Below are 26,983 nucleotides of genomic sequence, written 5' to 3'. Positions count from 1 at the left end.
CGTGACTGACACTATTGACCCCACCCCCGTGGCTCGTCGGCGAAAACTCGCGCGGGTCACGGGGAGTGTGGGGCCGCTCGGAATCGGAGTGGCCACCCTGTGGCTCTCCGTGATCGTTCTGCTTCCGCTCGCCGCGTTGACCGCCACCGCGTTCGACGAGGGGATCTCCGGATTCTGGGACGCCATCACCGCACCCGTCGCCTTGGCGTCGTTGCGCGTGACGTTGTTGGTCTCGGTGATCGTGGCATTGATCAACGTCGTGATGGGCACGATCATCGCGTGGGTGCTGGTCCGGGACGACTTCCCGGGCAAGCGCATCGTCAACTCGATGATCGATCTGCCGTTCGCGCTACCCACCATCGTGGCGTCGATCGTGCTGCTGTCTCTCTACGGCCCGCAGTCACCGATCGACATCCACCTCAATGCAACCCAGCCCGGACTGATCGTGGCATTGGCCTTCGTGACCTTGCCGTTCGTGGTTCGCTCGGTGCAGCCGGTGCTGATGGAGGTCGACCGCGAAGTCGAGGAAGCCGCTGCATCGTTGGGGGCTTCCAACTGGACGATCTTTCGTTCCGTCGTTCTTCCGACGCTGGCGCCTGCCGTCATCTCCGGCGCGGGGCTCGCATTCGCCCGAGCGATCGGTGAATACGGCTCGGTCGTTCTGATCGGCGGCAACATCCCACGCGTGACACAGATGACGTCGCAGTACATTCAGCAGCAGATCGAGATCGATCGTCCGACCAACGCCGCTGCCGTCTCGGTAGCGTTGCTGGCCATCGCATTCGTGACGCTGTTCGTCCTGCGAATCTTTGCCTCGCGGGGACAGCGACGTGAGGAGAGTTCCCGATGAACGTGTCCAGAGGATCGAAGATCGGTCTGCGGACCATCGCTCTCGTCTACCTGTTCGTGTTGTTGGTCGTGCCGATCGGTGTGATCCTGACGCGAACGTTCGAGAACGGAATCGGCCCGTTCCTCGAATCGATCACGACACCGGCAGCGATCTCCGCGCTGAATCTTTCGCTGATCATCGTGGCGATCGTGGTCCCGATCAACGTGGTGTTCGGTGTTGTCACGGCTCTGGCACTCGTGCGTGGGCGTTTCCCGGGGCGGGGCGTACTGCAGTCGGTGGTCGACCTGCCCTTCGCAGTCTCGCCCGTCGTCGTCGGTGTGTCGTTGATTCTTCTGTGGGGTGCCAACGGTTGGTTCGGCGGCATCGAATCGTTGGGGTTCAAGGTCATCTTCGGCTTGCCAGGCATGGTGATCGCGACGATTTTCGTGACGCTGCCCTTCGTCGTCCGGGAAGTCGAACCCGTACTTCACGAGATCGGCGACGAGCAGGAACAAGCAGCCGCGACGCTCGGTGCCTCGGGCTGGCAGACGTTCTGGCGGATCACCTTGCCCGCGATCCGTTGGGGCTTGACGTACGGAATCGTGTTGACGGTGGCGCGTTCGCTCGGTGAATTCGGCGCAGTCATCATGGTCTCTTCCGGCTTCCCGGGGGTATCCCAGACACTGACATTGCTGGTGCATTCGCGATACATCGACGACCACAACACTTTTGGTGCGTATTCGGCGGCAACGCTGCTGATGGGCATCGCCATCATTGTCCTGTTGCTGATGACGCTGCTGGACCGTAAGAGGAGCACCACATGATCACAGTGACCGGGGCCCGCAAGAACTACGGTGACTTCGCGGCGCTCGACGACGTGACGGTCAACATTCCCTCGGGTTCGTTGACGGCATTGCTCGGGCCAAGCGGCTCGGGAAAGTCGACGTTGCTGCGTTCGATCGCAGGGCTCGAAGAGCTCGATTCGGGAACCATCACCATCGCAGGCAAGGACGTCACCGGCGTCTCGCCGCAGAAGCGTGACATCGGTTTCGTGTTCCAGCACTACGCAGCGTTCAAGCACATGACGGTGCGAGACAACGTGGCGTTCGGGCTCAAGATCCGCAAGCGCCCGAAGCCGGAGATCGAGAAGAAGGTCAACGAACTTCTCGAGATCGTCGGCCTCGACGGCTTTCAGCATCGGTACCCCGCGCAGCTGTCCGGTGGTCAACGCCAGCGCATGGCGTTGGCGCGCGCTCTGGCGGTGGATCCGCAGGTGCTCCTGCTCGACGAGCCCTTCGGCGCCCTCGACGCGAAGGTCCGTGCCGACCTGCGCACGTGGTTGCGTCGCCTGCATGACGAGGTGCACGTCACCACCGTCCTGGTCACACACGACCAGGAAGAGGCTCTCGACGTCGCCGACCGCATCGCGGTGCTGAACAAGGGGCGGATCGAGCAGATCGGTGAACCTGCCGACCTGTACGACCGCCCGTCCAACGACTTCGTGATGTCCTTCCTCGGATCCGTCGCGAAGCTCAACGGGCAGTTGGTCCGTCCGCACGACATCCGTCTCGGCCGCGATCCGAGCATGGCTCTCGCTCAGGAGTCCGGAACGGCCGAGTCCCTCGGCGTCACACGCGCAACCGTCGAGCGCGTCGTGTATCTCGGCTTCGAGGTTCGAGTCGACCTGCGCAACGAGGCAACCGGTGAGTTGTTCTCGGCTCAGGTCACCCGCGGTGACAGTGCAGCTCTGCACCTCGAGGCGGGGGAGACGGTCTACGCCCGGGCTACTCGGGTGCCGGATCTGCCGGAGACTCCGGTGGTGACGCCGGAGCAGGAGCCGGTGACGGTGAGCGTCGTCGGCCAGGTATGACCTGCTTGCCCTGTTTGACCTGTTTCACCCCCACTCCTGTTTGAGCGAACGGCACTTTCGGTCTCCTGATGGCGCCGAAAGTGCCGTTCGCTCAGAGTTGGGGGTCGGGCAACACCGAGACGAGTTCAGCCCTCTCGGCAGACGAGGACCGGGCATTGGGCGTGGTGGATGAGGCTCTGACTGGTCGATCCGACTATCGACGCCATGAACGGGCTGCGGCCGTGGCTACCGACGACTACGAGTTGCGCTTCCGCCGAGTGCTCGAGCAGTGCCTTCATCGGTCCGCTGCGCTGGACACTCCGGGTGACTTCGACATCGGGGTACTTCTCCGTCCAGCCGGCGAGGCACTCGGACAGCAGAGCGTGCTCATGCTGTTCGTACGGTCCCCAGTCGACGAAGCGCCTGGCTTCGGAGTACCCGCCGAGCGAGGCGTGCTCGTTCCAGGTGTGAACCGCAACCAAGGGCGCGCCGAGGAACGCGGCAAACTCGAAAGCATGCGCGACGGCGAGTTCGCTGAGCTTGCTCCCGTCGACGCCGACGACGATGGGCCTGGTGTCGGCGACCGCGTGCTCGCCGGTACCGCGGAACACCGCCACGGGGCAGTGCGCCCGGTTGACCACTCGAATGGTGTCGGAACCGAGAAACACCGATTGCATTTCGCTAGTACCGGCCTGGCCGAGTGCAACGATGCGAGCGGATTTCGAAAGTTCGACGAGTGTGGTTGCGGGAGTGCCGGTCACGAGGCCGCGTTCGACGGTGACGTCGGTGTGATCGTCGCGAATGGCGTCCTCGGCCTCGTCGAGTAACTTTGCACCCTCGACGCGAAGGTGGTGGTCGAACATCTCTTCGTCGGTGACGTTGGTACCGCCACCTGACTCGGGTTGTCCCGGCAGAACGTGGGTCAGTCGCAATGGTTCGTCGAATCTCTTTGCAGCCGATGCTGCCCACCTCGCGGCGTTGACCGCGCTTGCCGAGCCGTCGATGCCGGCCACGATTCCGTGTCGAACAGATGCACTGGTCATGGAAGTCTCCTCGCGTCGCCTCCCTACCAGTGTGTCCCTGGTCACCCCGGGTTCGCTACAAACTCGTCAGCTCCCGCGGTGCGAGAACGTCGGTAGGCACTGCTGCGCGAGTTCGACGCGGGCGCAACGACAACAGAGCGGTGATGAATCCGTTACCGGGCAGTGTCAATTCCACGTTCTTCAACACGGTTCGGCGCATCAACGCGAGCAGGGCTGCGACGCCGGTGACTGCCATCCACATCGGCAGCGGGTACAGCGTCAAGCGTTCACCCAAGCCGAAAGTGAGTGTTCGTCCGAGAAGCAGTACGGCGCCGACGATTCCGGTGGCCGCGCACAGTCCCGACCATACTGCGATCCATTTGCTGTGCTTCCAGAATTGAATTGCCATGAGTACGAGAACGGCATGACGGGCGACGAAGCCGGGAAGTACTGCGGTCCAGTGAACGAAGGTCCCGTCGTTGGCCGGGAAGAGGCCGGTAGCCGCGGTGCTCAGTGCAACGACGACGGCAAGGCCGAGAATCCACTTTTTCGCACGACCGTCCGGAATGTACTTGTGCAGCAAGGCCGCACCGAGGATGGTGAGCGCACCGAGGATCATGAAGGCCGCGTTCATCACGTCGTGCATCGGCGAACACGAATCCACGCTGCATGTCGTCACGCCCAGCGAACTGATGGAGTCACGCGCGAAGCTGTACGGCGTCTTCCAGGCTCCGGCCGTGAAGATCTCGACAAGCAGGTAGAGCACCGACAGGACCCAGGCGGTGCCGGCTGTGCCGAGGCGAAGATTGTGAGTGATGGTGTTCCCTCTCGCGGCGCTCTGAGGGGATTGCACCCAAAGATCTGTTTCGCAGGCGAAGGATGAACCTTCGCGGGCTGGACAGATCCAACACTACGGTAACAATCTGATAACGGCCTGTGAAACCGGATCAGGCGGAGCGGACCAGACGGTCGGGTAGTGCATCAGCGACTTGTCGGTAACGGTCGATCATCGTTTCGATCAGTAGAGAGTGCCCACCGATCGTTTCGGCGAAACGCGCGCGCGGACATACCGTTGCTGCTGCAGCGCTGAGTCGGTCGGTCAGTAGGCCGGCAGCCAAGAACCAGGGTGCGACGACAACGCGTTCGGCGCCGTTCTGCTCGAGAGCGGAGATCGCCTGGGCAACTGTTGGTTCCGCGGATGTCGCGAAACAGATTCGAACGCCCGACCAGTTGGTTCCGCTCAGGAGAGTGGACGCCAGTTCTGCGGTCGCGGCGTTGGCACGCGCGTCGGACGAGCCGACTGCCGCAAGAGCGACACCGACCGACGGATCGTCCGGCCGGGCGCCCGCTTCGAGGATTCGCTCGCGCACTGCCTCGATAAGCCGAGCATCGCGACCTAGTACGTCTGCTTGGAACACGGTCAGCTGGGGGTGGCGTGTCGCGGCAGCGGCCAAGAGCCCGGGCAGATCTACCCGAGCGTGGAAGGCGTTGCCCAGCAGCATCGGAACAACAACGGCGTGAGTGTGGCCGTCGTGTGCAACTCCGTCCAGGACCTGATCGATGGACGGTGCATTGAGATCGAGAAACGCCAGCCGGACATCGAGGTCTGGCCGGGCTTCACGAAGAGCCGCCACGGCAGCCGCGATCACCCGAGCAGAACGGGGATCACGGCTGCCGTGCGCAACAGCAATGAGCGGAACCATCGACTTAGACGCGCTCGCCCAATTCCACAGCGGAAATGACGTCGCCGACCAAGCCGGCTGCGAGAGTGTTTCCACCAGCGGGATCGATCAACAGGAAGCTGCCGGTGTGGCGGTTCACTGCGTAGTCGTCGGCCACGATCGGCTCGGCCACGCGGATCGAAATCTTGCCGATCTCGTTGAGCTCGAGAGTGTCCGGGCCCTGATCCGTGGTGAGATCCTGCTCGTTGAAGCGCTCCACCAAGCTGCCGACGATGGCCTGCGTCGTGCGCGTGCCGTGCTTGAGCAGCAGACGTGCGCCGGGGCGCAGCGACTTCTCGGCCAACCAGCAGACAGTGGCGTCGAATTCGCCGATCGGCTCGGGTGCGTCAGACGGCGAGGCGATGGTGTCGCCGCGAGAGACGTCGACGTCGTCGGCCAGGATCAGCGTGACGCTGCGTCCCGCGTGGGCGACGTCGAGTTCACCGTCGGCCGTGTCGATACGAGTGACGGTGGTGCGCGTACCCGAGGGCAGGATCACCACTTCGTCGCCGGGTACGACGGAACCGGCGGCAACCTGGCCGGCGTATCCGCGGTAGTCGAGGAACTCGGCGGTACGCGGACGGATCACGTACTGCACCGGGAAACGCAGGCCGACGCGATGCGGCTCGGCGTCGACCGGAATCGACTCGAGGTGCTCGATCAGCGTGGGGCCGGTGTAGTACGGGGTCTTGTCGGAGCGGATGGCGACGTTGTCACCGTGCAGTGCCGATACCGGGATCTCGACGACGTCTTCGCTTGCCCAGCCCAGTGAGCTGGTGAGTTCGTTGAACTCGGCGGAGATCGAGGTGAAGACCTCTTCGGGGTTCTCGACGAGGTCGATCTTGTTCACGGCGAGAACGAGCTTCGGGACACCGAGCAACGCGAGAACCGCTGCGTGCCTACGAGTCTGCGCGATGACGCCCTTGCGGGCATCGACCAGGAGGATCACGAGCTGAGCCGTCGAGGCGCCGGAGACCGTGTTGCGGGTGTACTGCACGTGGCCCGGTGTATCGGCAAGCACGAAGGTGCGCTTGGGGGTCGCGAAGTAGCGGTACGCCACGTCGATGGTGATGCCCTGCTCACGCTCGGCGCGCAGTCCGTCCACCAGGAGCGACAGGTCAGGGGTGTCGAGACCGCGGTCCACCGATGCACGGGTCACGGCGTCGATCTGGTCGGCGAGAACGGATTTCGTGTCGTACAACAGGCGGCCCACGAGTGTGGACTTTCCGTCGTCGACGCTGCCGGCAGTTGCCAGTCTGAGCAGATCGCTCATCAGAAGTAGCCCTCTCGCTTGCGGTCTTCCATGGCCGCTTCGGAAACTCGGTCGTCGCCACGGGTCGCGCCGCGCTCGGTCAAACGTGATGCCGCAACTTCGGCGAGAATCGCTTCGTTGTCAGCCGCATCGGAGAGAACAGCACCGGTGGTCGAACCGTCGCCGACGGTGCGGTAACGCACCGAAAGGGTCTGCAGCTCTTCGCCGTCAGCTGGACCACCCCAGACTCCGGGGGTCATCCACATGCCGTCGCGCTGGTACACCGGACGCTGGTGGGAGTAGTAGATGCTGGCGAGTTCGACGTTGTCGCGGGCGATGTAACGCCAGATGTCCAGCTCGGTGAAGTTGCTGAGCGGGAAGACGCGCACCTGCTCGCCGGGGGAGTGGCGACCGTTGTAGAGGTTCCACAGTTCCGGGCGCTGCTTCTTGGGATCCCACTGGCCGAAAGCGTTGCGCAGCGAGAAGATCCGCTCCTTGGCGCGGGCGCGCTCCTCGTCGCGGCGAGCGCCACCGAAGACGGCGTCGAAGCGGTTCTCGGAGATCGCGTCCAGCAACGGAACGGTCTGCAGCGGGTTGCGGATACCGTCGGGGCGCTCGGTGAGGCGACCGTCCGCGATGTACTCCTCGACGCTGGCCACGTGCAGGCGCAGGTTGTACTTGGCCACGACGTGATCGCGGAAGTCGAGAACTTCCTGCAGGTTGTGGCCGGTATCGACGTGCAGCAGGGTGAACGGCAGCGGCGCAGGCCAGAAGGCCTTGATCGCCAGATGCAGCAGCACGGTGGAGTCCTTACCTCCCGAGAAGAGAATGACCGGGCGTTCGAACTCGCCGGCTACCTCTCGGAAGATGTGGATCGCTTCGGACTCGAGGGCGTCGAGAGTATCGAACTGTGTGCCGTCGAGCTGAGGACGTGAAAGTGTCAAGTCAACTGTCATGATGCGTGCAACCCGCATTCTGTCTTGGAGGCACCGGCCCAACGACCGCTACGCGGATCGCTGCCGGGGGCTGGCTTGCTGGTGCAGGGTGCGCAGCCGATGGACGGATAGCCCTCGTCGACAAGAGGATTGACGAGGATGGAATTGGTGTCGATGTAGTTCTGCATCTCCTCGTCCGACCACGGAGCGATCGGGTTGATCTTCACGAGGCCGAAGGCGTCGTCGAAGGAGATCAAGGGAGCGTTGGCGCGGGTGGGCGCTTCGACGCGGCGGATGCCGGTCACCCACGCGCTGTAGCCGGACAGTGTCTGCTTGAGGGGTGCGACCTTGCGCAATGCGCAGCAGCGGTTGGGATCACGGGCGAACAGATCCTTGCCCTCGGCGACATCCTGCTCGGCGACGCTTGCCAGCGCGCGTGCATTGATGACGTTGACGCCGTAGACCTGCTCGACCGCGTCACGTGTGCCGATGGTCTCGGGGAAGTGGTAGCCGGTGTCGAGGAAGAGTACGTCGACGCCCGGATGAACTTGTGCGGCAAGGTGAACCAGCACTCCATCCTGCATGTTCGACGCAACAATGTAACCGTTACGATCCCCCGTCGCTGCGCTCGCCCCGTCACCGAACGTGTCCTCGGTCCACTGCAACAGTTCCTGTGCGCTGGCTCCGTCGAGTTCTACGGCACCGCGCTCGGCGATGGACCGAAGCTCGTCGGCGGTTGCTCGCGAAATGTCCACTGTCATCGCAAATCTCCTTCGTCTGCGCGCACTGCCCATTCGGCGAACCGTTCACCTTCGTTGCGGTTCTTGACGAACTGACGTACGACGCGGTCGATGTAGTCACCCATCTCGACGCTGGTGACCTTGTGCTGGCGCAGCTTGCGTCCGAAGGCGCTGTCGAATCCGAGGCTGCCTCCCAGGTGAACCTGGAAACCCTCGACTTGATTCCCCTCACCGTCGTCGACGAGCTGGCCCTTGAAGCCGATGTCGGCGATCTGCGAGCGAGCGCAGGAGTTGGGGCAACCGTTGATGTTGATGGTGATCGGCACGTCGAGCTGGCTGTTGACGTCGGCGAGACGCTGTTCGAGTTCGGGCACGAGCACCTGCGAACGCTTGCGTGTCTCGGCGAACGAGAGCTTGCAGAACTCGATGCCGGAGCAGGCCATCAGGTTCTTGCGCCAGTGCGACGGTCGGGCGGGAAGGCCCAGCGCGTCGAGATCGGCGATGAGCGGCTCGAGGGTCTCGTCGGCGACGTCGAGGATGATCAGCTTCTGGTACGGCGTGAAGCGGATCCGGTCGCTGCCGGCTTTCTCCGCGGCGTCGGCGACCTGAGCCAGGATGTCTCCCGAGACGCGGCCGGCGATCGGAGCGAAGCCGACTGCGTTGTGGCCGTTGCGGGTCTTCTGGATGCCGACGTGGTCGATCGGGCGCTTGGGCTTCTCCGGCGCGGGGCCGTCTATGAGCGGGCGCTCGAGGTACTCCGTCTCGAGAACCTCGCGGAACTTTTCGATGCCCCAGTCCTTGATGAGGAACTTGAGCCTTGCCTTCGCGCGCAGACGGCGGTAGCCGTAGTCACGGAAGATCGAGACGACACCCTCCCAGACATCGGGGACCTCGTCGAGCGGAATCCAGGCGCCGACGCGCTGCGCCAGCATCGGGTTGGTGGACAGTCCGCCGCCGACCCAGAGGTCGAGGCCCGGGCCGTGCTCGGGGTGGTTCACGCCGATGAAGGCGATGTCGTTGATCTCGTGAACGACGTCCTGCTGACCGGAGATGGCGGTCTTGAACTTGCGCGGCAGGTTGGAGTACTTGGGGTCGCCGATGTAGCGGCGCACGATCTCGTCGATCGCCGGGGTGGGATCGAGGACCTCGTCGAGCGATTCGCCGGCCAGGGGAGAACCGAGGACGACGCGGGGGCAGTCACCGCACGCTTCGGTGGTCTTGAGTCCGACGGCTTCGAGGCGCTTCCAGATCTCCGGAACGTTCTCGACCTCGATCCAGTGGAACTGGACGTTTTCGCGGTCGGACAGGTCGGCGGTGTTCCGGCCGAATTCCTTCGAGATGCCGGCGATGGTGCGCAGCTGCTCGACGTTGAGAGCGCCGGCGTCGCAACGCACGCGCATCATGAAGTATTTGGCCTCGAGCAGGTCGATGTTCTCGTCGCCGGTGAAGGTGCCGTCGTAGCCTTCTTCGCGCTGGGTGTAGAGACCCCACCAGCGGAAGCGGCCGCGAAGGTCGCCCTTGTCGATGCTGTCGAATCCCTGCTTGGAGTAGATGTTCTCGATGCGGGCCCGAACGTTGAGCGGGTTGTCGTCCTTCTTGGCCTGCTCGTTGGCGTTGAGCGGCTCGCGGTAACCGAGGGCCCACTGACCTTCGGCGCGACGCTTGGCGGGACGCGCAGCGCGTGCGGGCCGGGCTTCGGCAGGTGCTGCCGAATCGGCGGGTGTGGCGGCGTCGGTGGTCGACGTCATCGATGAACTCCTGGATCTGGGCGGTTGATCGGCACGCGGCACGCACTATCGACGAACTGTGGCGGTGTCTGATCGGGACGCACCGGTCCGTGTCGGAAATCGAGGGGGCTGTCCTCGGTCTCGGAAAGCTCGCGGCCGGCAGGTGTGCTCACGAAAACGAACAGCTGGAGAAGCTGTATCTCTGAAACGACGTGTCTCTGCAGAGAGTTGTTTCGGTGAAGCAGATGGAGATGAGCGGGAAAGGCTGGAAGATCAGTGAAAGATCAACAGCTACACAGGTGCAGACACGACGAGCTGCACACACGCTTGAAGTCGACATGGCGACGCGCCACAAGTCGCACTCCGAGTCCGGTCATGCGGACCATTGTGCCACGTCAACTCGATAATTCCGACTCGGGCGCATATTTCCACGAAAAACGGGGGAAATATCGAGTTCAGGCCAAGCGCCGACCTGCATCGCAGGCTGAATAGGTGTGCGTTCCGGATGCTGGGACACTGGAGGCGTGAATGCCACCAGCACGACTCCCACTCGACAGAGCGAGGCGACGCCCTTCGCCTTGCCCGCGCGATCGCTCGAGGGTGTCGGGAAACGGCCGTTCGGGATCTACATCCACGTCCCGTTCTGTGCCACCAGGTGTGGGTACTGCGATTTCAACACCTACACGGCCGGTGAGCTCGGAACCTCGGCGTCGCCGCAGTCGTGGCTGGAGGGTTTGCGACGCGAACTCGATCTCGCGGCCGAGATGACGGGCGCCCCGGCGGCAGAGACGGTGTTCGTGGGCGGTGGAACGCCGTCGCTGCTCGGTGGCGACGGGCTGTCCGACGTGCTGTCGGCGGTTCGCAGCAGCTTCGGCTTGGCGTCCGGCGCCGAAGTGACCACGGAATCGAACCCCGAATCGACGTCGCCGGAATTCTTCGACGCTCTCCGCAGTGCGGGATTCACCCGCATTTCCCTCGGCATGCAGTCCGCGGCTCAGCACGTCCTGAAGATCCTCGACCGCACCCACACTCCCGGCCGCGCCGTCGCTGCCGCGAAAGAGGCTCGCGCAGCTGGTTTTTCGCACGTGAACTTGGATTTGATCTATGGAACGCCAGGGGAGCGAGACCAAGATCTGGACGCCTCACTCGATGCGGTTCTCTCCGCCGATGTCGACCACGTCTCGGCCTACGCGTTGATCGTCGAGGACGGTACCGCCATGGCTCGCAAGGTCAGGCGCGGCGAGCTGCCCGCGCCGGACGACGACGTGCTGGCCTCACGATACGAACGAATCGATTCACGCCTGTCCGAAGCCGGCTTGCACTGGTACGAGGTCTCCAATTGGGCAAAGGCGGAAACCGAGGACTCCGGTGACACCCGCTGCCGTCACAACCTCGGCTACTGGGACGGCGGTGACTGGTGGGGCGCCGGACCGGGCGCGCACAGTCACGTGGGCGGAGTGCGGTGGTGGAACGTCAAGCACCCAGCGCGGTACGCGGAACAGTTGGCCCTCGGTGAACTTCCCGTCGGCGGCAGCGAAGAACTGACCGCCGACGACGAACACATGGAGCGCGTCATGTTGACTGCGCGGTTGCGTACGGGACTTCCGCTGTCGGAACTGTCTGCATCCGAACGCCTTTCAGCCGAACAGGTGGTAGTCGACGGGTTGGCCGTGATCGAGAACGATCACGTGGTTCTCACCGACCGTGGTCGCCTGCTCGCTGATGCGGTGATTCGCACGATCCTGACCTGACGCGGCACCATCCTTTGCCGCGTAATGTGGCCGTGGTGGCCATCATTCATCGTGCGCAGCTGAATCCGTCCAAGAACGACCTGCTCCGAGCGTGGGTGCCCAAGCAGCCATGGATCGGGTCGGTCGACTGTTCGACGCTCGAACGCGTCGACGCCTATCGTTTCGACGACCCGGACGGCGAGGTCGGAATCGAGACGCACCTGCTCCGCTCTGCCGACGGTCGAATTCTTCAGGTCCCGCTTACTTATCGTGGTGCTCCGCTGGACGGGGCGGAGACTGCGCTGATCGCAACCATGGATCATTCGGTACTGGGCGAGCGGTGGGTGTACGACGCTTGCTGCGATCCGGTCTACGTGAGCGCGGTGGCGACTGCGATTCTGACCGGTGGGGCCGGAGTCGATCTGGTTTTCGCGGACTCCGCCGATCACATCCCGGTGACGGCTCACGTAGTAGGCAGCGGTACGGCCGGCGCTTCCGTACCGGACGTCGAATCGGTGACCTGCTCGACAGTCGGCACCGACACGATCATCAGCGCGGGAGAACTGGAATTGACCGTGGTGAGAGTGATCGACGCAGATCGAGTGTCAGGCTCGGCGACGCTCACCGGAACCTGGCCGGGGCAGCCGAATCCCGCACTGCTCGCGTTCGTCGGTTGAGTCTCGGCGCCTGAGTCGCGTGAGCGTCAGCGGACGCCCTCGATGACACCGGGCATCGCGTCGAAGTCGAAGACACGCGCGTGCAGCACGACGCGGTTTCGCAGGGCCGAACGAACCGCTCGGTGCAGGCCGTCCTCGAGGTAAAGAGTGCCGCGCCACTGCACTGCGTGAGGGAACAGATCGCCGTAGAAGGTCGAGTCCTCCGACAGCAAGCGATCGAGTTCGAGGACCTTCGTGGTGGTCACGATCTCGTCGAGTCGAACCTGACGTGGAGGGAACTTCGACCAGTCGCGTAGAGACAGTCCGTGATCGGGATACGGTTTGCCGTCCATCACGCCTTTGAAGATCATGTGCCGCCTTGTCCATGGTTGTGCGATCGACCCTTCGCCGATCTCACTCCACAGTAAGGGCAACAGCCGTCTCTGGCGCTCGGGCGATTAGACTGCCAGTGGGAACCGATGTGTAAATGTCGGTGTTCGTTCTGTTCAGGAAACGGAGGTGGCAACGATGTCGAGTACCGACGACAGGCGTTTCGAGGTCTTACGTGCAATCGTGGCCGATTACGTCTCCACCCAGGACCCGGTGGGATCCAAGGCCCTGGTCGAGCGTCACAACCTCGGAGTGTCGAGCGCCACTGTGCGCAACGACATGGCATTCCTCGAGGCCGAGGGCTACATCGCCCAACCGCACACCAGTTCCGGCCGCGTCCCCACCGACAAGGGATACCGCGAATTCGTCGATCGCATCGCCGACGTCAAGCCCATGTCCGGACCCGAGCGACGAGCGATCCTCGAGTTCTTGGAGTCGGGTGTCGACCTCGACGACGTTCTGCGCCGCGGTGTGCGACTGCTCGCGCAACTGACCCGTCAGGTCGCGGTTGTCCAATATCCGTCGCTGTCCGCGTCGTCGGTTCGCCACCTCGAGGTGGTCGCATTGACGCCGGCGCGCCTGCTTCTCGTTCTCATCACCGATTCCGGGCGAGTCGATCAGCGAATCGTCGAGCTCGGGGACGTCCTCGAAGACGAAGACCTTTCCCGGTTGCGCGCGCTTCTCGGCGGGGCCCTGGAAGGTAAGCGCCTGGCCGCCGCGTCGATTGCCGTGGCGGAACTGGCCGACGAGTCTCCGGCCGACCTGCGCGACGCCGTGATCCGGTCGGCAACGGTTCTGGTCGAGACCCTGGTCGAACATCCGGAAGATCGCCTCGTTCTGGGCGGAACCTCCAACCTCACGCGCAACGCCGCCGATTTCTCCGGTCTGGCCGGCTTCCCCGGTTCGCTGCGCGCAGTGCTCGAAGCACTGGAAGAGCAGGTAGTGGTCCTCAAACTGCTCGCTGCGACGCAGAATTCCGGCACGGTCACCGTTCAGATCGGTGAAGAGACGCAGGTCGAACAGATGCGCGGAACCTCCGTGATTTCGACTGGCTACGGCGCGGCCGGTACCGTTTTCGGTGGTGTCGGTGTGCTCGGACCCACTCGGATGGACTATCCGGGAACAATTGCATCGGTTGCCGCCGTTGCCAGATACATCGGCGAAGTTCTCTCCGAGCGATGACGGACGTCGACATTTGGTCGGCACACCTCCTCGCGAGGACTGAGGAAAACCTAGAAGTAAGAGAAGGACGAGAGACTCAACGTGGCACGGGATTACTACGGATTGCTCGGCGTCGGCAAGAACGCGACAGACCAGGAGCTCAAGCGCGCTTACCGCAAGCTGGCACGCGAACTGCACCCGGACGTCAACCCTGACGAGGCGGCGCAGGCCAAGTTCAAGGAGATCTCGACGGCCTACGAGGTCCTGACCGACCCGGAGAAGCGTCGCATCGTCGATCTCGGCGGAGACCCGCTCGAGTCCGGTGGCGGCGGAGGTGGTGGCTTCGGCGGCGGATTCGGTGGCGGTGGCCTCGGCGACGTCTTCGAAGCCTTCTTCGGCGGCGGTGGCGGCGCAGGTCGTGGGCCGCGCGGTCGCGTTCAGCCCGGCGCCGACTCGTTGCTTCGCACCAAACTGACCCTCGCAGAATGTGCGACGGGCGTCAGCAAGCACGTGACCGTCGAGACGGCCATTCTGTGCGACAGCTGCACCGGAGCCGGAACCAACGGCGACTCCAAGCCTGTCCGCTGTGAGACCTGCAACGGTGCCGGCGAAGTTCAGTCCATCCAGCGCTCGTTCCTCGGCCAGGTCATGACCTCGCGTCCCTGCCCGACGTGCCGCGGTGCCGGTGAGACCATCCCGGATCCCTGCCACAAGTGTGGCGGCGACGGCCGAGTTCGGGCCAAGCGCGACATCACGGTGAAGGTTCCGGCGGGCGTTGCCGGTGGCATGCGCATCCGTTTGACTGCGCAGGGTGAAGTCGGCCCAGGCGGCGGACACCCCGGCGATCTCTACGTCGAGATCGTCGAGCAGCAGCACGACGTCTTCGTTCGGGACGGTGAAGACCTGCACTGCACCATCCGTGTTCCCATGGTCGACGCAGCACTGGGTACCAGCGTCACCGTCGACACCATCATCGACGGCCCCAAGGAAATCACCATCGAGCCAGGCACCCAGCCCGGGCACGTTGCTGTTCTTCGCGGTCACGGTATGCCGAAACTGCGGTCGGGAGTGCGCGGCGACGTCCACGCTCACCTCGAGGTGGTCATCCCGAGCCGCCTCGATCACAAGCAGTCCAAGCTGCTCAAGGAATTCAAGCTGCTCCGCGATCGTGACGAGGCCGAGGTCGTTTCGACGACGTCGCAGAACAGCAGTGGTCTGTTCTCGCGTCTTCGCGAAGCATTCAGCGGCCGCTGACGGTGGCCGCAACGGTCTTCTTTCTCGACCCGGTTCCCGGCGTCGGTGAAATCGCAGTTCTGGACGGGCAGGAGGGCCGCCACGCGGCCACTGTCCGCCGGATCGGTGTCGGCGAGCGTTTGGTGTTGGCCGACGGCCGTGGCCGGGTAGCCGACGCCGAGGTGACGAGCGTCGGCAAGGATCGCCTCGAACTGTTGGTCAGCGACGTTCAGGTTCTCGAGCAGCCCAAGCCGTTGGTGACCCTGATTCAGGCACTGCCCAAGGCCGAGCGCTCCGAGTTGGCCGTCGAACTGGCCACCGAGGCTGGTATCGACGCCGTGATTCCGTGGCAGTCCCTGCGTTGTGTCGCCAAATGGGAAGGCCCGAAGCTCGCCAAGGGCGTCGCACGCTGGCGAAGTGCCGCAGTGTCTGCGGCGAAGCAGTCCAGACGCGCGTTCGTCCCGGAGATTTCGGATCTGCACAAGACGGCGGCGGTGATCGCGTTGGTTCGCGACGCCGTTGCCCGCGGCGCTGTGGTTGCGGTGCTTCACGAATCGGCGACGACGCCGTTGGCCGGCTTGCCGTTGGCGAGCGCGGACGAGGTATTTCTCGTTGTCGGTCCCGAAGGTGGGCTCGACGATTCGGAGATCAGTGCGTTGTCGGAGGCCGGGGCCACTCCGGTGCTTCTCGGGCCGACGGTCCTGCGCACGTCGACCGCCGGGGCTGTTGCTCTCGGCGCGATCGGAGTGCTGACCGATCGCTGGGGACCACGGCCACTGCACTGATCTTGTTGTGACTGCACTGACGTTGGTGTGATCCCGAGCTGAATCGGATCCGGCGCTCAGCGAAGTGTCAGATTTGCGCACTATCGTAAGGACGTCGGGGGTCGCCTTCGGCGTGAGTTGGTTCGGGGATTTCAGGAGGCCAGATGTTGTCACGTGCGCATATGCGAATTGCCGGAGCGGTGTGTGCCGCGGCGGCGATGATGCTGGTTGCGGGGTGCACGGTCTCCACCGGAGACAACCCGGGCTCTTCCGGTAATGCCGTCACCACCACACCGACCAGCGAGGCGCTCGTCACCGTCACTCCCGCCGACGGCGGAACCCCCGTGAGCCCCCTCGATCCCATCGAGGTCCAGGTCGCGAAGGGAACACTGACGACCGTCGCGCTGACCAATCCCGAAGGTAAGGAAGTCGCCGGTATCACGACGCCTGACAAGACGTCCTGGAAGCCGAGCGAACCACTCGGATACGGCAAGACCTACAAGCTTGTCGTCGATGCCGTCGACGCGAATGGTGTTGCCACGACCAAGAACACGACGCTGACCACCGTCGCGCCGAGTAATCAGACTCGCGCGTACATCAACACCACCGGTGGCGCCTCGATTTCGGACGGTGGCACGTACGGCGTCGGCACGGTCGTCGCCGTTCATTTCGACGAGTTGATCGGTGACAAAGCCGCGGCCGAGAAGTCTCTGGTGGTCACCACCAATCCGCCCGTACAAGGATCGTGGTACTGGGTCGACGGTCAGAATGTTCACTGGCGTCCGCAGAATTACTACGCACCAGGCACGACGGTCTCGGTGAACGCGAACATCTACGGCAAGCAACTCGGCAACGGACTGTACGGCCAACAGGACGACACCGTGTCCTTCAAGATCGGCGACTCCCACGTCTCGGTCGCCGACGACAACACCAAGATGGTGACCGTCTACGAAAACGGTCAGGTGATCAAGGAGATGCCGACCTCGATGGGAATGGGCGGCACCGAAACGATCGGCGGCACGACGCTCTCGTTCTGGACCCAGCCCGGCACGTACACCGTGATGGACAAGGCCAATCCCGTCATCATGGATTCGTCGACCTACGGTCTGCCGATCAACTCGCGCCTGGGCTACAAGGAATCCATCAACTGGGCCACCCGCATCAGCACGGACGGTATCTATCTTCACGAGTTGGAGAGCACCGTCTGGGCGCAGGGAAACACCGACACCTCGCACGGTTGCCTCAATCTCAGTGCGGCCAATGCCAAATGGTTCTTCGATTTCTCGCAGCCAGGAGATGTCGTCGAGATCAAGAACACCGGCGGGGCTCCGCTGGAGGTGTGGCAGAACGGCGACTGGACCCTCTCGTGGGCAGACTGGGCCGCAGGCAGCGCCCTCGCCTGAGATAGATTTCCTCGGTGCCTCGATTCAAGATTCCGTACGGCCGACACGAGCAACAGTTCGGGCATCTCTACGTTCCCGACGAGGCGGTTGACGGCCCGATCCCGATCGTCATGCAGATCCACGGCGGCTTCTGGAGCGGGCAGTACGGATTGAATCTGGGCACCGCATTTGCCGTCGAACTCGCGCGGCACGGCGTCGCAGTGTGGAACATCGAATACCGCCGCCTCGGGGCGGGCGGTGGTTGGCCGGAAATGTCCGCCGACGTGAAAACGGCGTACGACGAAATCCCCGGACTGGTTGCCGCGAAGTCCTCGGCCGAATTCGATCTGAATCAGATTCGCCTGCTCGGGCATTCGGCCGGCGGACATCTTGCAGTGTGGCTGGCGGGAGAGAAGGACACGTTCACCCGGCCTGAACGGGTAATCGCGCAGGCTGCCGCACTCGATCTGGCGTCGGCAGGCGAGCGTGGACGACGGATCAGCTTCATCGAGGATCTGTTCGGCGTTCCGTTCGAAGCGGACCCGGATCTGTATCGCAATGCGTCGCCACAGCATCGACTGCCGATCGGCGTTCCCGTTGTGTGCGTCACGGGTGCGGAGGATCTGCAGGTGCCGGCCAAGGTGAGCTCCCGGTATGCGAAGGCTGCCGAAGCGGCTGGTGATCCCGTGGCACTGCGTGTGATCGAGGGCGAAGGGCACGACGCATTTCTCTCACCCTCGACCGAGTCCTGGCGGGTCTCCCGCGAGTTGGTTCTCGCCGAAGACCCGCTGGCTCCGAGCACGTCAGACTGACACGGGGCCTTCTTGCACAGGGGCCTTCTTGCCCGGCAGGATGAACGCCACGACAACTGCCCCCACGAACAGTGCAAGGCCGCCCGCCCAGCTGGCCGCCGAAATCGCGTCGGCGTAGGCACTGCCGGCGGCGTCGAGCAACGGCGCTGCCTGAGCTGCAGCCAAGGGGTTGCCTGCCATCTCTTCGGCGACCAACGAAGCGCCGCCGACGGATTCTCCCGACACCTCCATCGCGTACGCGGCCTGTTGCGCCAGCTCACCCGTCAACTGTGGAACCTGCATACCGCTGATGAATCCTGCGATCGAATCCTTGTAGCTCGCAGCGAGGATCGAGCCCAGGATCGCGATTCCCAGAGAGCCGCCGAGTTCGATGGCGGTGTCGTTGAGGCCACCAGCAGCGCCGAGATCGTCCTCGGAGAAGTTGTCCATGATGGCGTCGGTGGCCGGCGGTTCACTCAAGCCGATGCCCAGGCCGAGCAGGATCAGTGGGACAGCGAACATCCAGTAGCCCGAATCGCCGTCTACCTGCGTGAGAATCAGAACACCGACCGCGGCGACGACCATGCCGCCGACGATGGATGCCCGGACGCCGATCAGCGGAGTGATCCGGCCACTGACCACGGCGCCGATCGAAACGGCAATTGCCAAGGGCAGCAGACGAACACCGGTTTCGAGTGCGCCGTAGCCGAGGATGAACTGGAACTGCTGTGAGATGAAGTAGATGGCACCGAAGGCGGCCAGGAAGAGCAGAAGTACGGCGAGTGTCGCGCCGCCGACCATGCGCTGGCCGAGTTTGCGGACGTCGAGCAGTGGCTGCGGGTGACGCAGTTCCCAGACGACGAACGAGACGAGGCCGATCGCAGCGAGCATGGCGGCGCCGATGGGTCCGCCGGTCCACCCGAAGTGGAATCCGTTGATGATCGAGTACACGAGCGATCCGATGGTGACCACCGAGAGTGCGCCGCCGATCCAGTCGATCCGGCCCAGGTGCTCGGCCTTGCTCGGCGGCACCAGGATTACGGCGGCGACGGCAACGACTGCGGCGATCGGGACGTTGATCAGGAAAGTGATGCTCCAGGAATGGCTGTCGAGAATCCATCCGGCCAACAGCGGGCCGAGGGCAATCGCCAGACCCGACGTCGCCGCCCACGCCGCGATGGCGCGTGATCGCTCCGCCTTGGGAAAGGTCGCGACCAGAAGCGAAAGCGTCGCGGGCATGATGATCGCGGCGCCGACGCCCATGATCATTCGTGCCGCGATGACGGCGTTGGTGGTGTCCGCGATACTGCCGAAGACGGCGCCGCCGGCGAACACGGCGAGTCCGGCCAGAAGCGCTCCGCGGCGACTGTACTTGTCACCGATCACGCCGAACAGCAACATCAGCGCGGCGTAGGGGACTGTGTAGCCGTCGATGACCCATTGCAGTTGCGTGCTGGTGAGCCCGAGGTCTCTGGTCATGTCCGGCGCCGCGACGATCAGCGCGGTATTCGCCATCACGACGATCAGCAGACTCAGGCACAACACCCCGAGCGCGGCCCACCGCCGTGAGTACGGCTGGTCCATCTCCGAGACAGGTTTGCTCATGAGTGTCGTCATGACGCGACTCCGTTCCTGATGATCGAAGAGACTCCTCGATCTATTTGCACACTGATGTGTAAGTTAATAACTTGCACATCGATGTGCAACTATGATTGACCTAGATCACAGTTGGGCAGTCGAAAGAGGTGGAACGCGCGTTGACGCATTCGGGCACAGTCGTTTCGGGAACTGCCGAATCGGGCGGAAGGCAGCGTCGTAGTCAGGCCGCGGCGAATCGCAATCGCATCATCGAGGCGGCGATCACGGCGTTCGCTGCTGATCCGGATGCGAGCATGGACGACGTAGCAAAGGCTGCCGGTGTGGTCAGACGAACCGTGTACGCGCATTTCGACAGCCGTGAGGCGCTGATCAACGGCATCGTGGACGAGGCGTCGACCGATCTCGTTGCTGCGCTGAGCCAAGCCGGTGAGCCGCCCGAGCGCCCGGATCTGGCGACTGCCGTTCTGGCATTGCTGTCATGGCCGGTCGGCGATCGATTCCGGATGCTGCTCAGCTTTGCCCGCAAAGAGTTGGGGGAGCAGCGGATTCTCGATTTGATGGAGCCCGCGCGCGCCGTGAGTGTCAGCGTCGTCGAGCGAGGTCAGCGTGACGGCACCTTCTCGACATACCTGCCGGCCGAGACTCTGGTAGCGATGACCGAGGCGATCACGATCACTTTGTTCGATCAGGCCAACAGTGGGCTCATCACCGACTCTGGCGAATCCTTTGCCGCCGTATGCCTGGTCATCGCGGGTATCAGTCCGGACAGAAGCGCCGAGGTCGTCGCCCAAGCGTCGGAATGGATCCGAGAATCGCTGCCGTCCGGTCGCCGCGAGGATTAGGCCGGGACGATTAACAAGTGGGCCGTGTCCGACTCTGGCGCTAGACTTCGAAGTATCGAGGCTCACGAGTCGAGTGGGCTGATCGGACCAGAAAGCAGGCCATATTCACCACGTGAGTGAACACAGTGAACTCGACGGGAACCGTGTAACCACCATCACCGATCGCGCTCTGCCCGCAGAGCGCACCGTCCGTTCGAGTATGGATCTGGCGCCGGAGACCGTGCGCCAAATCCTGGGGGCGACGGACGAGAATCTCACCGCGATCGAACGTGAGCTTCGTGCCGACATTCACGTACGTGGCGGAACCATCTCCTTGTCGGGGACGGCTGCAGACGTTGCGCTGGCAGAACGTGTGTTCAGTGAATTGGCGTCGCTGGCCGGTCGGGGGCAACCCATCGCACCGGATGCTGTTCGACGAACCATCGGCATGCTCACCAACGAGGTCGGCGAGTCTCCGGCCGAGGTGCTCTCCCTCGACATTCTTTCGCGTCGGGGCAAGACGATTCGGCCCAAGACCCTCAACCAGAAACGCTACGTCGACGCCATCGACGAGAACACCATCGTGTTCGGAGTCGGCCCGGCCGGTACCGGCAAGACCTACCTCGCCATGGCCAAGGCCGTTCAGGCGTTGCAGGCCAAGCAGGTCTCTCGGATCATCCTGACCAGGCCGGCAGTCGAGGCCGGCGAGCGACTGGGCTTTCTGCCCGGCACGCTGCACGAGAAGATCGATCCGTATCTGCGCCCGCTGCACGACGCATTGCACGACATGATGGATCCAGAGGCGATTCCGAAGTTGATGCAGGCCGGAGTCATCGAGGTCGCTCCGCTCGCCTACATGCGTGGCCGGACGCTCAACGACGCCTTCATCATCTTGGACGAAGCGCAGAACACCACGGCCGAGCAGATGAAGATGTTCCTGACCCGTCTCGGGTTCGGTTCCAAGATCGTGGTCACCGGAGACGTGACCCAGGTCGATCTACCTGGTGGGGCCCGTTCGGGTCTGCGTGCGGCATCCGAAATCCTCACCGGGATCGACGATATTCATTTCGCCACCCTCGACAGCAGTGACGTCGTACGTCATCGGCTGGTCTCCCACATCGTCGACGCTTACGAGCGTCACGAATCGGATCGGTCCGGCGAGTTGGCCGTCGGAAACCGGGCGCAGCGCCGCGCTGCACATGCTCATTCACCGCGACGGTAGGCTGATCGACGCATCAACCCCTACTTTTCCCAGGAAAGAGCGTCGCACATGAGCATCGAGGTCTCGAACGAATCGGGCATGGACATCTCCGAACCGGAGTTGATCAGCGTTGCCCGTTTCGTGATCGCTCGGATGGATGTCCATCCGGCGGCCGAGCTGTCGATGGTTCTCGTCGATTCCGCGACGATGGCGGATCTGCACGTTCGCTGGATGGACCTGCCGGGCCCGACCGACGTCATGTCGTTCCCGATGGACGAACTCGAGCCGGGTGGCCGTCCTGATTCCCCGGAGCCTGGACCGTCGATGCTCGGCGACATCGTGTTGTGTCCGTCTTTTGCCGCGGATCAGGCTGACAAGGCCGGGCATTCACTGGCCCACGAACTTGCCCTCCTGACCGTCCACGGTGTGTTGCACCTCCTCGGCTACGACCACGCGGAGCCGGAAGAGGAGAAGGAGATGTTCGGCTTGCAGAACAGCCTCCTCGAAGAGTGGTACGAAGACCTTCGCCGTATCGACCGCGAAGCAGCACTGGCCGAACGCGATCAGAAGCTGCTCGGCAAGACCGGTTTCGTCGACGGAGTGGACCGATAACAGGCATCCGGGGGTTCTGTAGTGAGTAGCGCCATAGCGCTCTTTGTTCTGGCGATTGCTCTTGTCCCGGTCGGTGGTGTCTTCGCGGCCGTCGACTCGGCGCTCAACACCATTTCGTCGGCGCGCATCGACGAGATGGCAAAGGAAGAGCGAGCCGGCGCCGCGCGCGTGCAGCGCATTCTGACCGATCGTCCGCGATACGTGAATCTGATGGTCCTGCTTCGCATTTTGTGCGAGATCACGGCCACCGTCGTACTCGTGGGCGGTCTGATCGACATCCTCTCGTTGGGCTGGGCGCTGACCGTCACCGCGGTGATCATGGTTCTCGTCTCGTACGTGGTCATCGGCGTCGGACCGAGAACGCTTGGGCGCCAACATGCGTACTCCATCGCGATGGCCGCGTCGTTGCCACTGCTGTGGATCGGTGTTCTGCTCGGGCCGATCAGTCGCGTCCTGATCCTCGTGGGTAATGCCTTGACCCCGGGTAAGGGCTTCCGCAACGGTCCGTTCGCTTCGGAAATCGAGTTGCGTGAACTCGTGGACATGGCGCAGGAACGCGGCGTCGTCGCCGACGAAGAACGCCGAATGATCCAGTCCGTCTTCGAACTCGGAGACACGTCGGCACGCGAGGTGATGGTGCCTCGCACCGACATGGTGTGGATCGAAAATGACAAGAATGCCGGACAGGCGACGTCGTTGGCCGTGCGCAGTGGTCACTCGCGCTTGCCGGTCATCGGGGAGAACGTCGACGACGTGCTCGGTGTCGTCTACCTCAAGGATCTGGTCAAGCAGACCTACCACCTGCCCGACGGCGGCCGGAACGTCAACGTCTGCGACGTCATGCGGCCGGCGGTCTTCGTTCCCGACTCGAAGCCACTCGACAGCTTGCTGGCCGAGATGCAGCGCGACCGCAATCACATGGCGATCCTTGTCGACGAGTACGGCGGAATCGCCGGGCTGGTCACGATCGAGGACGTCATCGAAGAGATCGTCGGTGAGATCGCCGACGAGTACGACGAGGACGAGACGCCGCCCATCGAGGATCTCGGCGACGGAATGTTCCGCGTATCCGCGAGGCTTCCCATCGAAGACCTCGGCGAATTGTTCGATCTCGAACTCGAACTCGACGAGGTGGAGACCGTCGGCGGGCTGATCGGATACGTGCTCGGCCGAGTTCCGCTTCCTGGTTCCGAGGTGGAATACGACGGTTTGATCCTGCGCGGTGAGGGAACCAACACGGGCCGAGGCCGGGTACGCATCAGCACGGTGTTCGTGCAGCGTATCCCGCGGTCCGAAGACGAAGAGACAGAAGACACCGATGACTGAGCGAGTGTTCAGCGAGGAGCAGTTATGAGCAAGAACGAATTCCGGTCAGGCTTCGTGTGTTTCGTGGGTCGACCCAATACGGGTAAGTCCACGCTGACCAATGCGTTGGTCGGCAGCAAGATCGCGATCACGTCCTCGCGCCCGCAGACGACGCGCCATACGATTCGTGGCATCGTTCACCGCGAGCATGCGCAGCTGATCCTGGTGGACACCCCTGGACTGCACAAGCCGCGCACATTGCTCGGGCAGCGCCTCAACGACCTGGTTCGCGACACGTACTCCGAGGTCGACGTCATCTGCCTGTGCATCCCGGCCGACGAGGCCATCGGGCCCGGAGACCGCTGGATCGTGCAGCAGATCCGTCAGATGGCGCCCAAGACCAAGCTGGTCGGCATCGTCACCAAGATCGACAAGGTAAGCCGCGACGCCGTCGGAAAGCAGTTGCTTGCGCTGTCCACCCTGCTCGGCCCCGAATCCGAAGTCGTTCCGGTGTCCGCGAAGTCGGGCGAACAGGTCGAGATCCTGGTCGACGTCCTCGCCGGTCTGATGGACGAGGGCCCGGCCTTCTACCCGGACGGCGAATTGACGGACGAGCCCGAAGAGGTGCTCATGGCCGAACTCATCCGTGAGGCTGCGCTCGAGGGTCTCGGTGAGGAATTGCCGCACTCCCTGGCCGTGGTGATCGAGGAGGTCATCCCGCGCGAAGGACGCACCGAGAAGCAGGGCGAGATGCTGGACGTCCACGCGTTGCTCTACGTCGAGCGGCCCAGCCAGAAGGGCATCGTCATCGGTAAGGGCGGAGCGCGTCTGCGGGAAGTCGGTACCAGTGCGCGCCTGCAGATCGAGAAGCTGCTCGGTGTGCGGATCTTCCTGGAGTTGCACGTCAAGGTCGCCAAGGACTGGCAGCGCGACCCGAAGCAGCTCGGCCGGTTGGGCTTCTAGGGCCTCCGGCCCCGTGAGCGGTTAAGGAGTCCAGGGACTGCCTAACCACTCACAGGGGCCGGATGACCCTGAGGATCGCCGCGCCGATGTCCTGCTCGTCGACGCCGGTGGCCAGGCGTCGGAGTTGGAGCCCGGTGATGACGGCGACGAGCGTCGATGCAATCGATTCGGGATCCGGTACGCCGAGTGCCGTCAGAATCGTGACGGTCAAATCGTCGTAGGCGGCAAAGCATTCGACCGCCACTTCATGGAGTTCGTGGTCGCGGCCGGCGGCGATGTACATCTCGAACGGCGCGATCCGCTCGGCCGAGAACGAAAGATCTCGCGTCACCTTCTCAGCTATTGCCGCGGCATCCTCGACGCTGAGACCTTTGTCGCGGTACTCCTCGGCCAAGGCGCGCAGGCGCCACGTCTCGTCTGTCACGAAACGAGACAGAGCAGCGCGGAGCATGTCCGATTGGCTCGCGAAGTGATACGTGATCGATCCGAGTGAGACGCCGGCCTGCGCGGCGATGCGCCGGTTGCTCACACCCGGGATGCCGTCGGTACCGACGACGTGCAGAACGGCGTCGAGTATTCGATCGCGAACGTCCCGGTTACTCATCGGGTCACCACCACGGCTCGGGTCGGACCTGATCCCAACGCAGGACCGATTCCAATTGTGAAGCGAGGGAGACCAACAGAGGTTCGGTGTTCTCGTTGCCCATCAACTGCGCACCGATGGGCAGGCCGGCCTTGCTGAATCCGGCCGGCACGTTGACCGAGGGCCAGCCGAGGACGTTCCACGGCCACGCGTACGGGCAGGCGCCGGTCATGACCTTGTCGGTGTCCCAACCACCGATGCCGTCGATCGCGGTCGCCATGATCGGTGGAGTTGCCGTCGTGGGTGCCAGGACGACGTCGTAGGTGTCGAAGATCGCTCCGATCCGCTTTCGCATCCGCGGTTCGGCCGCGCGGGCCGCGCGCAGTGGCGCACCACGAAGTAGCTTGCCGTTCTGTGCATTTCCGCGTGTTCGGGCATCGACCAGTGTCGGGTCGGGAACGCGTCCGAGCCAGTCGTGGACCCCGACGAGTGAGCGGGGCAGAAAGTTCAGGCCGAAGATCAGGCCGTATGCGGGATCGTCGACGACGACGTGGTGTCCGAGTTCCCGCAGCGTGTCGGCGATCGAATGAACCGCCAGGCGCACTTCCGGGTCCAGCTTCACAGGAGTGGCGGTGAACGGATTACGAAGGGAAAGAGCGATTTTCAGTTTTCCGGGGTCGCGTCCCACCGCGTCGCTGACGGTGACCGGTGTCGGCTTGTGGAGATCGCCGTCGTGGTTGCCGGCAGCGACGTCGAGCAACAGTGCCGCGTCGGCGACGGTGCGAGCGAGCGGGCCGTTGACCGTCAGGCCGTAGAAGGCTTCGGCGTCGGGCCAGGTGGAGATGCGCCCGCGCTGCGGCTTGATTCCGACGAGGTTGGTCCAGGCCGCGGGGATTCGGATGGAACCGGCTCCGTCGGAACCGATTCCGGCGCTGACCAATCCGGCAGCGACGGCCGCGGCGGTGCCGCCCGAGGATCCGCCTGGAGTGTGGTGACGCGACCACGGATTGCGCGTGTAACCGAAGGCTGAACCGCTCGTGAGCGGCCACTGGCCCAGTTCCGGGCTGTTGGTCTTGCCCACGATCACTGCGCCGGCGTCGCGGAGGCGTCGAACCATCTCCGAGTCCTCGGTCTTGGCCGGGAAATCGCCAGGGCAACCGAAGGCGGTGGGTTCGCCGGTGATGTCGACATCGTCCTTCACTGCGATCGGCACGCCGAGAAGAGGTAGGCGCTCGCCGAGTGCGAGACGCCTGTCGGACTCGGCAGCTTCTTCGAGTGCCTTCTCGCGCCGCACGATCTTGAACGCATTGAGGTGAGGCTGAGTGGCCTCGATCCGGCTCAGCGTTGCCTCCGTGGCCGCGACGGACGAGGTAGCACCCGAAGCCAGACTCGCAACCTGGTCGACAAGGCCGGGGGCGAGATCGTGGTCGGTTCGAGAAGTCATCAGGTTCCCTTCGCAAAACTGTTCGTTCGAACGAACAGTAACTTGTTTCAGTATTGGCGAACTTGGGTTCCGCGTCAAGATCGCGTCAAGACGCCAGGTCAGTGCGTAAGTGGATCGTCAGAGACACGGAATCGGCCTCTCTGGAGGTCGAAGCTGAGAGAGCGCATCCGGTCGAGGGCGACCGAGCGTCATGGCTGCGATGCACAGCAGCACGGCAAAAGATTTCGAAGAGGGAAGCTCATGGCCGATCTGGCCTACGTTGCTCTGATTCTC

Annotated in this window: 26 protein-coding genes; 15 read left to right on the top strand and 11 right to left on the bottom strand. The window is 63.6% G+C overall.

Annotation, left to right across the window (positions count from 1 at the left end; all coding sequences use genetic code 11):
• Window position 1 precedes the first annotated feature (1 nt).
• The 3 genes from cysT to QM596_RS21230 are packed head-to-tail and all read left to right on the top strand — an operon-like array spanning window position 2 to window position 2,699.
• Entirely contained in the window at window positions 2–850 is an 849-nt protein-coding gene (cysT, locus tag QM596_RS21240) for a sulfate ABC transporter permease subunit CysT (protein WP_003944556.1), read from the top strand.
• Window positions 847–1,653 (top strand): sulfate ABC transporter permease subunit CysW, encoded by an 807-nt coding sequence (gene cysW / locus QM596_RS21235; protein ID WP_003944503.1) that lies wholly within the window; start codon window positions 847–849, stop codon window positions 1,651–1,653. The genes cysT and cysW overlap by 4 nt, the downstream gene beginning before the upstream one ends.
• Window positions 1,650–2,699, top strand: a complete 1,050-nt coding sequence (locus QM596_RS21230; RefSeq protein ID WP_020908203.1) for a sulfate/molybdate ABC transporter ATP-binding protein — start codon at window positions 1,650–1,652, stop codon at window positions 2,697–2,699. The genes cysW and QM596_RS21230 overlap by 4 nt, the downstream gene beginning before the upstream one ends.
• A 125-nt stretch (window positions 2,700–2,824) precedes the next feature.
• Here QM596_RS21230 and QM596_RS21225 read toward each other — a convergent pair whose 3' ends face one another.
• From QM596_RS21225 to QM596_RS21195, 7 genes are all read right to left on the bottom strand, one after another.
• Complete coding sequence (locus QM596_RS21225) at window positions 2,825–3,721, bottom strand: universal stress protein (RefSeq protein ID WP_019749037.1); 897 nt, start codon at window positions 3,719–3,721, stop codon at window positions 2,825–2,827.
• Window positions 3,722–3,776: 55 nt separating this feature from the next.
• The gene (locus tag QM596_RS21220; RefSeq protein ID WP_020908202.1) at window positions 3,777–4,553 is read right to left on the bottom strand and encodes a DUF998 domain-containing protein; all 777 of its coding nucleotides are present in this window, start codon (window positions 4,551–4,553) and stop codon (window positions 3,777–3,779) included.
• A 94-nt stretch (window positions 4,554–4,647) separates the two neighbouring features.
• The gene (locus QM596_RS21215; RefSeq protein ID WP_283309886.1) at window positions 4,648–5,403 is read right to left on the bottom strand and encodes a sirohydrochlorin chelatase; all 756 of its coding nucleotides are present in this window, start codon (window positions 5,401–5,403) and stop codon (window positions 4,648–4,650) included.
• A 4-nt stretch (window positions 5,404–5,407) separates the two neighbouring features.
• Window positions 5,408–6,694 carry a sulfate adenylyltransferase subunit 1 gene (locus QM596_RS21210; protein WP_020969973.1) on the bottom strand — a complete coding sequence of 429 codons (1,287 nt, stop codon included), beginning with the start codon at window positions 6,692–6,694 and terminating at the stop codon, window positions 5,408–5,410.
• A complete protein-coding gene (gene cysD / locus QM596_RS21205; protein ID WP_283309885.1) occupies window positions 6,694–7,629 on the bottom strand; it encodes a sulfate adenylyltransferase subunit CysD in 936 nt (311 codons plus the stop codon). Before cysD ends, QM596_RS21210 begins: the two co-directional genes overlap by 1 nt.
• Window positions 7,626–8,369 carry a phosphoadenylyl-sulfate reductase gene (locus tag QM596_RS21200; protein WP_021333398.1) on the bottom strand — a complete coding sequence of 248 codons (744 nt, stop codon included), beginning with the start codon at window positions 8,367–8,369 and terminating at the stop codon, window positions 7,626–7,628. The genes cysD and QM596_RS21200 overlap by 4 nt, the downstream gene beginning before the upstream one ends.
• A complete protein-coding gene (locus QM596_RS21195) occupies window positions 8,366–10,096 on the bottom strand; it encodes a nitrite/sulfite reductase (protein WP_283309884.1) in 1,731 nt (576 codons plus the stop codon). The genes QM596_RS21200 and QM596_RS21195 overlap by 4 nt, the downstream gene beginning before the upstream one ends.
• Before the next feature lie 503 nt (window positions 10,097–10,599).
• On the opposite strand from QM596_RS21195, the gene hemW reads away from it, so the two are divergent.
• Together hemW and QM596_RS21185 are read left to right on the top strand one after the other, a co-directional pair.
• The gene (hemW, locus tag QM596_RS21190) at window positions 10,600–11,826 is read left to right on the top strand and encodes a radical SAM family heme chaperone HemW (RefSeq protein ID WP_283309883.1); all 1,227 of its coding nucleotides are present in this window, start codon (window positions 10,600–10,602) and stop codon (window positions 11,824–11,826) included.
• Between the two features lie 35 nt (window positions 11,827–11,861).
• Window positions 11,862–12,482: a CG0192-related protein gene (locus QM596_RS21185; RefSeq protein ID WP_060939204.1), complete on the top strand. Its 621-nt coding sequence runs from the start codon at window positions 11,862–11,864 to the stop codon at window positions 12,480–12,482.
• Between the two features lie 26 nt (window positions 12,483–12,508).
• Here QM596_RS21185 and QM596_RS21180 read toward each other — a convergent pair whose 3' ends face one another.
• Window positions 12,509–12,832 (bottom strand): type II toxin-antitoxin system VapB family antitoxin, encoded by a 324-nt coding sequence (locus QM596_RS21180; RefSeq protein ID WP_003944521.1) that lies wholly within the window; start codon window positions 12,830–12,832, stop codon window positions 12,509–12,511.
• A gap of 157 nt (window positions 12,833–12,989) precedes the next feature.
• Between QM596_RS21180 and hrcA the strand changes: the two genes are divergently transcribed.
• The 5 genes from hrcA to QM596_RS21155 all read left to right on the top strand — a co-directional run bounded on the left by hrcA (window position 12,990) and on the right by QM596_RS21155 (window position 18,203).
• On the top strand, window positions 12,990–14,033 hold the full coding sequence (hrcA, locus tag QM596_RS21175) for a heat-inducible transcriptional repressor HrcA (protein ID WP_019749027.1): 1,044 nt from the start codon (window positions 12,990–12,992) through the stop codon (window positions 14,031–14,033).
• Between the two features lie 81 nt (window positions 14,034–14,114).
• Window positions 14,115–15,266: a molecular chaperone DnaJ gene (gene dnaJ / locus QM596_RS21170; protein ID WP_283309882.1), complete on the top strand. Its 1,152-nt coding sequence runs from the start codon at window positions 14,115–14,117 to the stop codon at window positions 15,264–15,266.
• A gap of 2 nt (window positions 15,267–15,268) precedes the next feature.
• Window positions 15,269–16,030 (top strand): 16S rRNA (uracil(1498)-N(3))-methyltransferase, encoded by a 762-nt coding sequence (locus QM596_RS21165; RefSeq protein ID WP_021333396.1) that lies wholly within the window; start codon window positions 15,269–15,271, stop codon window positions 16,028–16,030.
• Between the two features lie 143 nt (window positions 16,031–16,173).
• Window positions 16,174–17,412, top strand: a complete 1,239-nt coding sequence (locus QM596_RS21160; protein WP_020908192.1) for a L,D-transpeptidase — start codon at window positions 16,174–16,176, stop codon at window positions 17,410–17,412.
• Window positions 17,413–17,426: 14 nt separating this feature from the next.
• Entirely contained in the window at window positions 17,427–18,203 is a 777-nt protein-coding gene (locus tag QM596_RS21155; RefSeq protein ID WP_021333395.1) for an alpha/beta hydrolase family protein, read from the top strand.
• Here QM596_RS21155 and QM596_RS21150 read toward each other — a convergent pair.
• Window positions 18,195–19,799 carry an MFS transporter gene (locus QM596_RS21150; RefSeq protein ID WP_279163969.1) on the bottom strand — a complete coding sequence of 535 codons (1,605 nt, stop codon included), beginning with the start codon at window positions 19,797–19,799 and terminating at the stop codon, window positions 18,195–18,197. The two genes, QM596_RS21155 and QM596_RS21150, sit on opposite strands and share 9 nt — an antisense overlap.
• A gap of 128 nt (window positions 19,800–19,927) precedes the next feature.
• Between QM596_RS21150 and QM596_RS21145 the strand changes: the two genes are divergently transcribed.
• From QM596_RS21145 to era, 5 genes are all read left to right on the top strand, one after another.
• Window positions 19,928–20,623 (top strand): TetR/AcrR family transcriptional regulator, encoded by a 696-nt coding sequence (locus QM596_RS21145; protein ID WP_279163968.1) that lies wholly within the window; start codon window positions 19,928–19,930, stop codon window positions 20,621–20,623.
• 112 nt (window positions 20,624–20,735) lie between these two features.
• On the top strand, window positions 20,736–21,824 hold the full coding sequence (locus QM596_RS21140) for a PhoH family protein (RefSeq protein WP_378373791.1): 1,089 nt from the start codon (window positions 20,736–20,738) through the stop codon (window positions 21,822–21,824).
• Window positions 21,825–21,872: 48 nt separating this feature from the next.
• Entirely contained in the window at window positions 21,873–22,415 is a 543-nt protein-coding gene (gene ybeY, locus QM596_RS21135; RefSeq protein WP_003944525.1) for an rRNA maturation RNase YbeY, read from the top strand.
• 21 nt (window positions 22,416–22,436) lie between these two features.
• Window positions 22,437–23,741 (top strand): hemolysin family protein, encoded by a 1,305-nt coding sequence (locus tag QM596_RS21130; protein ID WP_019749019.1) that lies wholly within the window; start codon window positions 22,437–22,439, stop codon window positions 23,739–23,741.
• 24 nt (window positions 23,742–23,765) lie between these two features.
• Entirely contained in the window at window positions 23,766–24,683 is a 918-nt protein-coding gene (gene era, locus QM596_RS21125; RefSeq protein ID WP_019749018.1) for a GTPase Era, read from the top strand.
• A gap of 49 nt (window positions 24,684–24,732) precedes the next feature.
• Here era and QM596_RS21120 read toward each other — a convergent pair whose 3' ends face one another.
• Both QM596_RS21120 and QM596_RS21115 read right to left on the bottom strand, forming a co-directional pair.
• Window positions 24,733–25,287: a TetR/AcrR family transcriptional regulator gene (locus QM596_RS21120; RefSeq protein ID WP_283309881.1), complete on the bottom strand. Its 555-nt coding sequence runs from the start codon at window positions 25,285–25,287 to the stop codon at window positions 24,733–24,735.
• A 4-nt stretch (window positions 25,288–25,291) separates the two neighbouring features.
• Entirely contained in the window at window positions 25,292–26,710 is a 1,419-nt protein-coding gene (locus tag QM596_RS21115) for an amidase (protein WP_020908187.1), read from the bottom strand.
• Between the last annotated feature and the right edge of the window lie 273 nt (window positions 26,711–26,983).

It is taken from the genome of Rhodococcus sp. IEGM 1406 (genome assembly GCF_030056745.1).
In the GTDB taxonomy this organism is placed as follows: domain Bacteria; phylum Actinomycetota; class Actinomycetes; order Mycobacteriales; family Mycobacteriaceae; genus Rhodococcus_F; species Rhodococcus_F erythropolis.
Note: the sequence above shows the minus strand (reverse complement) of the source record. Positions and strands in the feature narration are given on the sequence as shown.

Coding starts and splice junctions, on each gene's coding strand:
- QM596_RS21215 (WP_283309886.1), bottom strand. CDS start 5,403: ATGGTTCCGCTCATTGCTGTTGCGCACGGCAGCCGTGATCCCCGTTCT.
- QM596_RS21160 (WP_020908192.1), top strand. CDS start 16,174: ATGTTGTCACGTGCGCATATGCGAATTGCCGGAGCGGTGTGTGCCGCG.
- QM596_RS21210 (WP_020969973.1), bottom strand. CDS start 6,694: ATGAGCGATCTGCTCAGACTGGCAACTGCCGGCAGCGTCGACGACGGA.
- QM596_RS21150 (WP_279163969.1), bottom strand. CDS start 19,799: ATGACGACACTCATGAGCAAACCTGTCTCGGAGATGGACCAGCCGTAC.
- QM596_RS21180 (WP_003944521.1), bottom strand. CDS start 12,832: ATGATCTTCAAAGGCGTGATGGACGGCAAACCGTATCCCGATCACGGA.
- QM596_RS21225 (WP_019749037.1), bottom strand. CDS start 3,721: ATGACCAGTGCATCTGTTCGACACGGAATCGTGGCCGGCATCGACGGC.
- ybeY (WP_003944525.1), top strand. CDS start 21,873: ATGAGCATCGAGGTCTCGAACGAATCGGGCATGGACATCTCCGAACCG.
- QM596_RS21115 (WP_020908187.1), bottom strand. CDS start 26,710: ATGACTTCTCGAACCGACCACGATCTCGCCCCCGGCCTTGTCGACCAG.
- era (WP_019749018.1), top strand. CDS start 23,766: ATGAGCAAGAACGAATTCCGGTCAGGCTTCGTGTGTTTCGTGGGTCGA.
- cysW (WP_003944503.1), top strand. CDS start 847: ATGAACGTGTCCAGAGGATCGAAGATCGGTCTGCGGACCATCGCTCTC.
- QM596_RS21120 (WP_283309881.1), bottom strand. CDS start 25,287: ATGAGTAACCGGGACGTTCGCGATCGAATACTCGACGCCGTTCTGCAC.
- cysD (WP_283309885.1), bottom strand. CDS start 7,629: ATGACAGTTGACTTGACACTTTCACGTCCTCAGCTCGACGGCACACAG.
- hrcA (WP_019749027.1), top strand. CDS start 12,990: ATGTCGAGTACCGACGACAGGCGTTTCGAGGTCTTACGTGCAATCGTG.
- QM596_RS21230 (WP_020908203.1), top strand. CDS start 1,650: ATGATCACAGTGACCGGGGCCCGCAAGAACTACGGTGACTTCGCGGCG.
- QM596_RS21195 (WP_283309884.1), bottom strand. CDS start 10,096: ATGACGTCGACCACCGACGCCGCCACACCCGCCGATTCGGCAGCACCT.
- QM596_RS21200 (WP_021333398.1), bottom strand. CDS start 8,369: ATGACAGTGGACATTTCGCGAGCAACCGCCGACGAGCTTCGGTCCATC.